The following is a 9,994-nucleotide window of genomic DNA, read 5'->3' as shown; positions in this document are numbered from 1 at the left end:
GGGGCCTCGTGCGTCGCGGCTCAGGCGGAGAGCTGGCGGCGGACCTCGGCGGCGACCGCGCTGCCGTCCGCGCGGCCCTTCACCTGCGGCGTCACCACGCCCATCACCTTGCCCATCGCCTTCATCCCCTCACCGGCGGCGCCGACCTTGGCGATCGCGGCGGTGATGATCTCGGAGACCTCGGCCTCGGTGAGCTGCTGCGGCAGGTAGTCGGTGAGCACCTCGAGCTCGGCGCGCTCCTTGGCGGCCATCTCCAGGCGCCCGCCGTCCTCGAACGCGGTGGCGGCCTCGCGCCGCTTCTTCGCCTCGGTGGAGAGCAGACCCACGATGTCGTCGTCGCTCAGCTCCACCTGCGACTTGCCCGCCACCTCGGCATTGGTGATGGCGGTCAGCAGCATCCGCAGGGTCGAGGAGCGCAGATCGTCGCGCGCCTTGATCGCGGTGGTCAGGTCAGCCCGGAGTCGATCCTTCAAAGCGCTCATGTGCACCATTGTGGCAGCCTTGGGGAATGTCCTTCTCCCGGTTATTCGGCGCGGCCACGTTGGCCGGCCTGGCACTGACCGGGTATGCCGCAGCCGAGGCCCGCGCCTACACGCTGCGCCAGGTGCGGCTTCCGGTCCTGCCCGCGGGCGCGCGACCGATCAGGCTGCTCCAGGTCACCGACCTGCACCTGACGCCGAACCAGCGCGCCAAGCGGGAGTGGGTGCGGGGCCTGGCGGCGCTCGAGCCCGACCTGGTCGTCAACAACGGCGACAACCTCGCCCACCGAGACGCGGTGCCTGCGGCCCTCGACGCGCTCGGCCCGCTGCTCGACCTCCCCGGGGTCTACGTGTTCGGCTCCAACGACTACTTCGAGCCGGGGATGCGCAACCCGTTGCAGTACCTGTTCCCCGACACCGGACGACGGCACACGCAGGTGCCGCAGCTGCCCTGGCGCGATCTGCGCGCCGGCTTCGACGCGGCGGGCTGGACCGACCTCACCAATCTGCGCACCTCGCTGACGGTGGGCGAGCTGGAGATCGCCTTCGCCGGCGTCGACGATCCGCACCTGCGCTACGACGACCTCTCGGCGGTCGCGGGCCCGGCCGACGCGACGGCCGACCTGCGCCTTGCCGTCGCCCATGCGCCGTACCTGCGGGTTCTCGACCAGTTCGCTCGCGACGGGTACGACGCGATCCTCGCCGGGCACACCCACGGCGGGCAGGTATGTCTCCCGTTCTACGGTGCGCTGACCACCAACTGCGACCTGGAGCCGGCGCGGGCCAAGGGGCTGCACCGGCACCCTGCCGCATCCGCGGACGGCGATCCGGGCTCGTCCTGGCTGCATGTGTCGGCGGGACTGGGCACCAATCCGTACCTGCGACTGCGGGTCGCCTGCCGCCCGGAGGCGACGCTGATGACGTTGGCTCCGCGCGCCTGAGCGGGCCCCGATTTCTGCGCCCGCCCTTGCTCCGGTATGCTCCTTCCTTGTTCACCGGTTGACCTTTCGGTTGCCGGTGATCGGGCTGTGGCGCAGCTTGGTAGCGCGCTTCGTTCGGGACGAAGAGGCCGCAGGTTCAAATCCTGTCAGCCCGACAGATGAGACCCGGCGAATCCACTGGATTCGCCGGGTCTCGGCATTTCCGGGGCTGCGCACTCGCCCTCGCCGAAGTCCTACGAGACCATCGGATCTGCCGCGTCGAGGAATTCGTCGCGTTCGGCTGTCGTATTCCGGCGTTCCGCGACGACCACTGGGCACAGGCCCGACCGGGGCCGAGATGAAGGAGCTGAGATGAAGTACCTGATCCTGATGCACGTGAACCCCGCCGTCCTGGAGAGCCTGAGCCCGGAGCAGACCCAGGCCCTGCACGACGGCCACAACGCCTTCATGACATCCACCAAGGAGAACGGCGAGTTCGTCAGCACCCAGGCGTGCGCCGACCCACGCCGGTCCAAGGTGATCCGCGCTGTCGACGGCGCGCCCCAGGTCAGCGACGGGCCGTTCGTCGAGGCCAAGGAGTTCCTGGGCGGCTTCTACCTCGTCGACGTCGAGAACGAGGAGCGGGCGCTCGAGCTCGCCGGGCAGATCCCCGACGTGCACGTGCCGGGGCTCGCCGTCGAGGTGCGTCCGGTGATCTTCGCCGACCTCGGTGACGGATGAGCCCTCTCGCCGACGATCAGGGTCTGTGGCGCGAGCTCGCGCCACAGACCCTGGCCCGGTTGGTCCGTCGCTACGGAGCCGACCAGTTCGACCTGTGCGAGGACGCCGTCCAGGACGCCTTGGTGGAGGCACACCGGGCCTGGGCCGACGATCCTCCACACGACCCGCTCGGCTGGCTGGTGACCACGGCACGACGTCGCTACGTCGACCGGGTGCGCAGCGACCTGCGACGCCGGGAGCGCGAGGAGCGGGTGGCATGGTTGGAGGAGCCGCTGACGGACGCCGTCACCCGCCACAGCGACGACGCCCTGCTCCTGCTGCGCCTGTGCTGCCATCCGGCGCTTCCGCGCGCGGGCCAGGTGGCACTGACGCTGCGGGCGGTGGCCGGCCTCAGCACCGCCCAGATCGCCACGGTCTACCAGCTGCCCGAGCCCACGATCGCGCAGCGGATCACCCGGGCCAAGCAGCGGTTGCGGGAGCATCGGTCCTCGCTGCGTGCCGACGCCACCGGCGAGCCGAGTGCCGCCGTCCTCGACGTGCTGTACCTGATGTTCACCGAGGCGCACCACACCACCTCCGGGGCACCGGCCCGCGACGCCGACCTGGCTACCGAGGCGATCCGGCTCACCCGGCTGCTGGTCGCCGCGCTGCCCGGCTCCACCGAGGCGCGGGGGCTGCTGGCGCTGATGCTGCTCACCGAGGCGCGGCATCCGGCGCGGGTCGGCTCGCGAGGGCAGCTGATCCCGTTGGAGGAGCAGGACCGCGGCCGCTGGATCGCGCCCATGCTGCACGAGGGCCTGGCGCTGCTGGAGCAGGCGACCCCGGGCGCCACGCCGGGGCCGTTCCTGGTCCAGGCCTGCATCGCGGCACTGCACGCCTCAGCCCCCAGCACGCAGCAGACCGACTGGTTGGAGATCCACGCGCTGTACGCCGTTCTCGACGACGTGACCGGCGCCCGCAATCCGACCGTGCGGTTGAACGCCCTGGTCGCGCTCGCCATGCTCGAGGGCGAGGAGACGGCGCTCGCGGCCCTCGCGGAGCTGGCCGAGACCCACCCCACGCTGCCGCGGCTGGAGTCGGTGCGCGCCCACCTGCTGGCGCGTGCCGGGCGGGCCTCCGAGGCCGCCGTCGCCTATCGGCTGGCGATCGCGGCGACGGTCAACGCGGCCGAGCGGCAGTACCTGTACGAGAAGCTGCATCGGCTCCAGAATCCCCGCGAGTGAGGCGTCCTGCGTGGCAGACTTCGGCGCATGGCTGACAAGGACCGTCCGGACGACGCCCCGCAGCTGGAGCTGCCGAGTCTGGGCTCGATGTTCCGGCGCAAGAAGAAGGGCGGCGTGACCCCCGCACCGGCTCCCGCCTCCAGCGACAAGCCGACCGCCGAGGACTTCCAGCGCCTCGTGCAGCCCGCGCGCGCGGAGGAGGCGGCTGCTGCGCCTGCTGAGGGCGCGTCCGTCGCTACCTCTGCTGAGTCTGCTGGTGCTCCCGAGTCTGCCGCTGCATCGGAGCCGGTCGAGACTGCCGCGCCCGAGCCCGTCGAGGCATCCGAGCCGGTCGGCGCTGCCGCGCCTGCGGACGTCGCCGCAGCCGAGCCTGTCGAGACTGCCGCCCCCGAGCCTGCCTCCGCAGCCGAACCGGTCGAGGCTGCCGCCCCCGAGCCTGCCTCCACAGCCGAGCCGGTGGAGCCTGCCGCGCCCGCGGAAGGTGCGTCCGTCGCCAAGCCTGCGGCCGAGCCCGAGGCGCCCGTAGAGGCCGCCACCGCCGAGACAGTGGCACCGACGGTCGCCGACGCTGAACCGGAAGCGGTCGCCCCTGCGGCCCAGGCCGCTGAGCCCACCGTTGCCTCGGAGGCTGCGGAGACGAGCACGCCGTCAGCCGACGCTCAGCCGGAGCGGGTTGCCGAGGCCGAGCCGGTTGCCGAGGCCGAGCCCACCGTCGTCCTGGAGGCCCCCCAGCGGCCCTCTCGCGGCCTGTTCAGCCGTCGCAAGCCGGCCGAGCCGGCTGCCGACGAGCCCGTCGAGGCCGTCGAGGCCGACGTCGAGGAGACCGCGGTGCTCGCCACCGCTCCGCTGGAGACCGTCGCGGCCGAGCGCCTGACCAAGAACCAGGCAGCCGGCCGCAGCGCGGACCACAGCATCGCCGACAACCTCGCGGCGCTCGACGCCGAGGAGGCGGCTGCCGCCGTCCCGCCCCCGCCGGAGACGGTCGAGGACGACGGCTCCGCCGACGACGGCTGGCGCTTCCTGAGCCTGCCCGAGGTCAGCGGACCGATCGCCGCCGGGATCACCGGCGCCGTCGTCGGCCTGATCGGCGTGGCGCTGACCTACTTCGGCCTGGCCGGATGTGAGGCGATCAAGGGCACCAGCTCCTGCGGCGGCTCTGGGATCGGCGTGCTGATCCTGATCCTGATCGCCCTGGTCGCGATCGGCAGCCTGCTGCTGACCGCCTGGAAGGTCACCGACCCGACCAGCACCAGCTTCCTCGCCGTCGGCCTGCTCGCGGTGATCTGCCTGCTGTTCCTGATCGACGTCATGCTCTCCCCCGCGATGATCGTCGTCGTCCCCGTGATCACCGTCGCGACCTACCTCGCCTCCCACTGGGTGACCACCAACTTCGTCGAAGACGAGTAGCCCGCCGAAGAGAGATAGTCCCTGACGTTTTCGTGGTTTTGATGCCCAGAAACCACGAAAACGTCAGGGACTATCTGGTTGGTGCGCCCCCTAAATGGCGATCGTCCCTAACGTTCTGGTTGCTGCCGACGGCGTGTCGGCAGCCAGAACGTTAGGGACGATCCCTTGAAGCGGGTCAGCGGGCTGCGAGCAGCTCGGCGATCTGCACGGTGTTGAGCGCGGCACCCTTGCGGAGGTTGTCGTTGCTGATGAACATCGCCAGGCCGCGACCGGCCGGGGCACCCTCGTCGGCGCGGATCCGGCCCACGTAGGACGGGTCCTTGCCAGCCGCCTGCAGCGGGTTGGGGATGTCGGCCAGCTCGACGCCGGGAGCAGTGGCGAGCAGCTCGCGGGCACGCTCCGGGGAGATCGGCTCGGCGAACTCGGCGTTGACCGCGAGCGAGTGGCCGGTGAAGACCGGGACCCGCACGCACAGGCCGGAGACCAGCAGCTCGGGGATGCCGAGGATCTTGCGCGACTCGTTGCGCAGCTTCTGCTCCTCGTCGGTCTCGTTGAGACCGTCCTCGACCAGCGCGCCGGCGAACGGCAGCACGTTGTAGGCGATGTTGCGCTTGTACACGCCCGGCTCACCCAGCGACACGGCCTCGCCGTCGTAGGCCAGCTCACGGGCCTTGTCGCCGGCGGTGGCGATCTGGGTCGCCAGCTCCTCGACGCCGGCGATGCCGGAGCCGGAGACGGCCTGGTAGGTGGAGACCACGAGGCGGGTAAGGCCGGCCTCGTCGTGCAGCACCTTCAGCACCGGCATGGCGGCCATCGTGGTGCAGTTCGGGTTGGCCACGATGCCGCGCGGGATCGTGTTCAGCGCGTCCGGGTTGACCTCGGCGACGACCAGCGGGACGTCGGCATCCTTGCGGAAGGCCGATGAGTTGTCGACCACGATCGCGCCCGCGGCGGCGAACTTGGGAGCCAGCGCCTTCGAGGTCGCGCCACCGGCCGAGAAGAGCGCGATGTCGAGGCCGCTCGGGTCGGCGGTGGAGGCGTCCTCGACGGTGACCTCGCGGTCACCGAACTGGAGCACCTTGCCCGCAGAGCGGGCGGAGGAGAAGAACCGGATCTCGTCGGCCGGGAAGCTCCGCTCCAACAGGATCTGGCGCATCGCCACACCCACCTGGCCGGTCGCCCCGACAACACCGATGCGCACGCCCATGATCAGCGCCCCGTCCCGCCGTAGACCACGGCCTCTACTTCGCTGGCGTCGAGGTCGAACGCCGTGTGAGCAGCGCGGACCGCGCGCTCCACGTCGTCCTCGGCCACGACCACCGAGATCCGGATCTCCGAGGTGGAGATCATGTCGATGTTCACGCCGGCCTCGGCGAGCGCGCCGAAGAACTGGGCAGTGATGCCCGGGTTCGAGCGCATGCCCGCACCGACCAGGGAGAGCTTGCCGACCTTGTCGTTGAAGAGCAGCCGCTCGAAGCCGACCTGGTCCTGCAGCTTCTGCAGGGTGGCCATCGCGGTCTGCGCGTCCGTGCCCGGGAGGGTGAAGGAGATGTCGGTGAGGTTCGTCGACGCCGCGGAGACGTTCTGCACGATCATGTCGATGTTGATCTGTGCGTCAGCGAGCGCGGTGAAGATCCGCGCGGCCTCGCCCACCTTGTCGGGCACGCCGACGACGGTGATCTTGGCTTCGCTGCGGTCGTGCGCGACACCGGCGATGATGGCCTGTTCCATGGTGTTTCCCTCCGTGGGGTCCTCGACGACCCAGGTGCCCTCCAGCTGGCTGAAGGAGGAACGCACGTGGATCGGGATGTTGTAGCGACGGCCGTACTCGACACACCGCAGGTGCAGGATCTTGGCGCCGCTGGCGGCGAGCTCGAGCATCTCCTCGAAGGAGACCTTGTCGAGCTTGTGCGCGGCCGGGACGATCCGCGGGTCGGCGCTGAAGACGCCGTCCACGTCGGTGTAGATCTCGCAGACGTCGGCCTGGAGCGCGGCAGCCAGGGCCACCGCCGTGGTGTCGGTGCCGCCGCGACCGAGGGTGGTGATCTCCTTGGTGTCCTGGCTGACGCCCTGGAAGCCGGCGACGATGACGATGTGGCCGTCCTCGAGCGCGGAGGAGATCCGGCCCGGCGTGACGTCGATGATCTTCGCCTTGCCGTGCACCGAGTCGGTGATCACGCCGGCCTGCGAGCCGGTGAAGGAGCGGGCCTCGTAGCCGAGGTCGGCGATCGCCATCGCGACGAGCGCCATGGAGATCCGCTCACCGGCCGTGAGCAGCATGTCCATCTCCCGGGCCGGCGGCAGCGGGCTGACCCCGCCCGCCAGGTCCAGGAGCTCGTCGGTGGTGTCGCCCATCGCGGAGACGGCCACGACGACGTCGTTGCCCTGCTTCTTGGTCTCCACGATTCGCCGGGCCACCCGCTTGATCGCGGCGGCGTCGGCGAGGGAGGAGCCGCCGTACTTCTGCACGACAATGCCCACGGTTTACCTCTCGGTGGCTTGAGAACTCGAAAACGCGGGTCGTGGGATACACGACCCCCGTGGCCGAATCCTACCGAGGTCCCGAACCGGTCTCCTCCAGCATCTCACCAGCGGCAGCCACGTGCTCCTGCTCGACCTCGAAGTCGGTGTCGAGGCGGTCGTGGGTGAGGATCGACTGCAGCGCGCGGAGCACGCCACTGGCTTCGCTCCCCCAGCTCGCCACGTAGGAGAACTGCCACCACCACAGGGCCTCCGCGACCCGTCCGGCCCGGAAGTGCCGCAGGCCGTGGGCGAGCGCGGTGGCGATGGAGGTGACGTCGTCGGAGATCACCGAGGAGACCACCTCGACGTCGCCGTAGGTGTCGAAGACCTCGGAGTAGACGTCGACGCCGTCGAGCATCCGCGCGAAGCGGAGCCGGAGCGCGTCGAGGTCGGGATCAGGGCCGGCGTCGGGCTGGAACTCCTCGGCCGGGGTGAAGTCGGCCTGGACGCCGAGCCGGGCGCCGGCCAGCAGCACCTGGGAGATCTCCAACAGCAGCAGCGAGATCGCCCGGCTGCCGTCGTTCTCCTGCGCGATGGCCTGCACCGCGACCAGGAAGCTCTCGATCTGGTCGGCGATCTGCTGTGCGAACTCGTCCAACTCGAACTCGGCGGTCATTCCGCTGCCCTTCTCCCGGCGAATGCACGTCCCAAGGTGACCTCGTCGGCGTACTCGAGGTCGCCTCCCACCGGTAGTCCACTAGCCAGCCGCGTGATCCGCAACCCCAACGGCTTGAGATTGCGGGTGAGGTAGGTCGCGGTGGCCTCGCCCTCGAGGTTCGGATCGGTGGCCAGGATGACCTCGGTGATCTCGCCGTCGGCGAGGCGGGTCAGCAGCTCGCGGACCCGGAGCTGCTCGGGCCCGACGCCGTCGATCGGCGAGATCGCGCCGCCGAGCACGTGGTAGCGCCCACGGAACTCACGGGTGCGCTCGATCGCGACGACGTCCTTGTACTCCTCGACGACGCAGATCACCGAGCCGTCGCGCCGCGGGTCGCGGCAGATCCGGCACTGGTCGTCCTCGGAGACGTTGAAGCAGGTGCTGCAGAACTTCACCCGCTGCTTGACCTGGATCAGGACGTCGGCCAGGCGGCGGACGTCGACCGGGTCGGCCTGCAGCAGATGGAACGCGATCCGTTGCGCGCTCTTGGGCCCCACCCCCGGCAGCTGGCCGAGCTCGTCGATGAGGTCCTGGACGATGCCTTCGTACACGTGGTCCCTCAGAATCCGATGCGTGGCTGGTCGGGGCCGTCGCCACCGCCACCCAGGGCACTGCCGAGGTCGCCGAGCCCACCGAGGCCACCGGCGAGCGGCGCCATCTTCTCCTTGGCCAGCGCCTCGGTGCGCGCCTTCGCGTCGCGCCAGGCGGCGACCAGGAGGTCGGCCAGGTCGGAGAGGTCGTCGACGTCGTTGCCGTCGAACGAGCCGGCCTTGATCGAGACGCCGAGCAGGTCGCCGGCGCCGTTGAGCTTGACGGTGACGGCGCCGCCGGCGACGGTGCCCTCCACCTCGGCCTCGGCGAGGCTCGCCTGGGCGGCCATCAGCTGCTGCTGCATCTGCTGTGCCTGCTGGAGGATCGAGCCCATGTCGAAGCCTCCCTCACCGAACGGGTTCTGGGTCATGGTGTGCCTCCCGGCTCAGTCGTGCTTGATCTCTTGGATGACGGTGGCGCCGAGGGTCCGCTCGATGAGCTCGCGCCCGGCCATGCCGGACTCCTCCATCTCGGGGTCGTCGCTTCGCACCTCGGCATCACGGTCGAAGGAGGTGGACTCGGCGACCGAGGGGCCCTCCCCGGCTGAGCGGGTGGCGCTGATCGCGGCCCGCGCGGCTGCGGTCGGGTCGTAGCCCGGGTCCTCCGGCGGCGGGGGCTCGTTGGCCCAGCTCGGCGGCTCCGGCGGCGCCTCGGGGGGTGCCTGGTGACTCGGCGGCTCCGCCGCGTGCTGCTGGGGCGGCTGCGCCTGCTGTGCGGGAGCGGCGGCGGGGCGATTGACCGCGGGAGCCTGGTCGCCGACCCGGGCGCCCGGATCGACGATCGCCTCGATCCGCCACTGCCGACCGATCACGTCCTGGGCGGCCTGCTGGACGATCTCGACGCTGCCGCCGTTGACGAAGGACTCGCGGGCGCCGGAGTTCACGAAGCCGAGGGTCAGGGTGGCGTCGTCGACCGCGACCACCTGGGCGTTCTCGGTGAGGTGGATCCAGGTCACCCGGCGCCGGCCCTTGGTCGAGTTGACCACGTCGGGCCACAGCTGGCGGACCTCGGCCAACGAGAGCCCGGACGACGTCGGCGCGCCGGCAGGCGGCTGCTCGGCGGCGGGAGGTGCAACTGGGGCGGGAGGCGGCGTCGGTGCCTGCGGGGCCTGAGCAGCGGGCGGTGCCTGCGGGGCCTGGGCGACGGGAGCCGGCGCGGCCGGCGCAGCCAGCCCGGAGGATTCGGGATGTTCGGCGGCCGGATGTCCGGCTGCCGGTGGCGCGGTGCGCAACTCCGGTCGGTCGTGCTCCGGCGCGAGCTCGGGACGACGCAGCTCCGGTCGGTCGGCGAAGTCGGGTGCTGGGCTTGGCGCGCTGGCACCGGAGGATCCGGTGGAGCCGGGTGCCGCAGCGACCGGCCAACCGTCGTCCGCGACCGGCGCAGGCGCGGCCGGAGGAGCCCAGGGGTCGTCGGCCGGTGCGGTGGCCGCAGGCGTGGCCCAGCCGGCGGTGC

11 protein-coding genes and 1 tRNA gene are annotated in these 9,994 nt (G+C 71.1%); 5 read left to right on the top strand and 7 right to left on the bottom strand.

The features are described from left to right. Positions 1 to 20: 20 nt before the first annotated feature. Positions 21 to 482, bottom strand: a complete 462-nt coding sequence (locus ABD151_RS17200) for a GatB/YqeY domain-containing protein (RefSeq protein WP_343996028.1) — start codon at positions 480 to 482, stop codon at positions 21 to 23. Positions 483 to 508: 26 nt separating this feature from the next. On the opposite strand from ABD151_RS17200, the gene ABD151_RS17195 reads away from it, so the two are divergent. The 5 genes from ABD151_RS17195 to ABD151_RS17175 all read left to right on the top strand — a co-directional run bounded on the left by ABD151_RS17195 (position 509) and on the right by ABD151_RS17175 (position 4,770). Then, on the top strand, positions 509 to 1,420 hold the full coding sequence (locus ABD151_RS17195; protein WP_343996027.1) for a metallophosphoesterase: 912 nt from the start codon (positions 509 to 511) through the stop codon (positions 1,418 to 1,420). Positions 1,421 to 1,501: 81 nt separating this feature from the next. Next, a tRNA-Pro gene (locus ABD151_RS17190) sits at positions 1,502 to 1,575 on the top strand. A 196-nt stretch (positions 1,576 to 1,771) separates the two neighbouring features. Continuing rightward, positions 1,772 to 2,140, top strand: a complete 369-nt coding sequence (locus ABD151_RS17185) for a YciI family protein (protein WP_343996026.1) — start codon at positions 1,772 to 1,774, stop codon at positions 2,138 to 2,140. Next, a complete protein-coding gene (locus tag ABD151_RS17180) occupies positions 2,137 to 3,363 on the top strand; it encodes an RNA polymerase sigma factor (RefSeq protein ID WP_343996025.1) in 1,227 nt (408 codons plus the stop codon). Before ABD151_RS17185 ends, ABD151_RS17180 begins: the two co-directional genes overlap by 4 nt. A 27-nt stretch (positions 3,364 to 3,390) precedes the next feature. Further along, complete coding sequence (locus ABD151_RS17175; RefSeq protein WP_343996024.1) at positions 3,391 to 4,770, top strand: GtrA domain-containing protein; 1,380 nt, start codon at positions 3,391 to 3,393, stop codon at positions 4,768 to 4,770. Positions 4,771 to 4,945: 175 nt separating this feature from the next. Here ABD151_RS17175 and ABD151_RS17170 read toward each other — a convergent pair whose 3' ends face one another. From ABD151_RS17170 to ABD151_RS17145, 6 genes are all read right to left on the bottom strand, one after another. After that, positions 4,946 to 5,977 carry an aspartate-semialdehyde dehydrogenase gene (locus tag ABD151_RS17170; protein WP_343996023.1) on the bottom strand — a complete coding sequence of 344 codons (1,032 nt, stop codon included), beginning with the start codon at positions 5,975 to 5,977 and terminating at the stop codon, positions 4,946 to 4,948. 2 nt (positions 5,978 to 5,979) lie between these two features. Further along, positions 5,980 to 7,251 carry an aspartate kinase gene (locus tag ABD151_RS17165; protein WP_343996022.1) on the bottom strand — a complete coding sequence of 424 codons (1,272 nt, stop codon included), beginning with the start codon at positions 7,249 to 7,251 and terminating at the stop codon, positions 5,980 to 5,982. A 70-nt stretch (positions 7,252 to 7,321) separates the two neighbouring features. Beyond that, the gene (locus ABD151_RS17160) at positions 7,322 to 7,909 is read right to left on the bottom strand and encodes a DUF5063 domain-containing protein (RefSeq protein WP_343996021.1); all 588 of its coding nucleotides are present in this window, start codon (positions 7,907 to 7,909) and stop codon (positions 7,322 to 7,324) included. After that, positions 7,906 to 8,502 carry a recombination mediator RecR gene (recR, locus tag ABD151_RS17155; protein WP_343996020.1) on the bottom strand — a complete coding sequence of 199 codons (597 nt, stop codon included), beginning with the start codon at positions 8,500 to 8,502 and terminating at the stop codon, positions 7,906 to 7,908. Before recR ends, ABD151_RS17160 begins: the two co-directional genes overlap by 4 nt. 8 nt (positions 8,503 to 8,510) lie before the next feature. Beyond that, positions 8,511 to 8,912: a YbaB/EbfC family nucleoid-associated protein gene (locus tag ABD151_RS17150; protein WP_343996019.1), complete on the bottom strand. Its 402-nt coding sequence runs from the start codon at positions 8,910 to 8,912 to the stop codon at positions 8,511 to 8,513. 15 nt (positions 8,913 to 8,927) lie between these two features. Beyond that, the coding region (locus ABD151_RS17145) for a DNA polymerase III subunit gamma/tau domain-containing protein (RefSeq protein WP_486348050.1) at positions 8,928 to 9,994 on the bottom strand (1,067 nt) is incomplete at its 5' end.

The organism is Nocardioides dubius, from assembly GCF_039528155.1.
In the GTDB taxonomy this organism is placed as follows: domain Bacteria; phylum Actinomycetota; class Actinomycetes; order Propionibacteriales; family Nocardioidaceae; genus Nocardioides; species Nocardioides dubius.
This window is presented reverse-complemented; position numbering and strand designations above follow the sequence as displayed.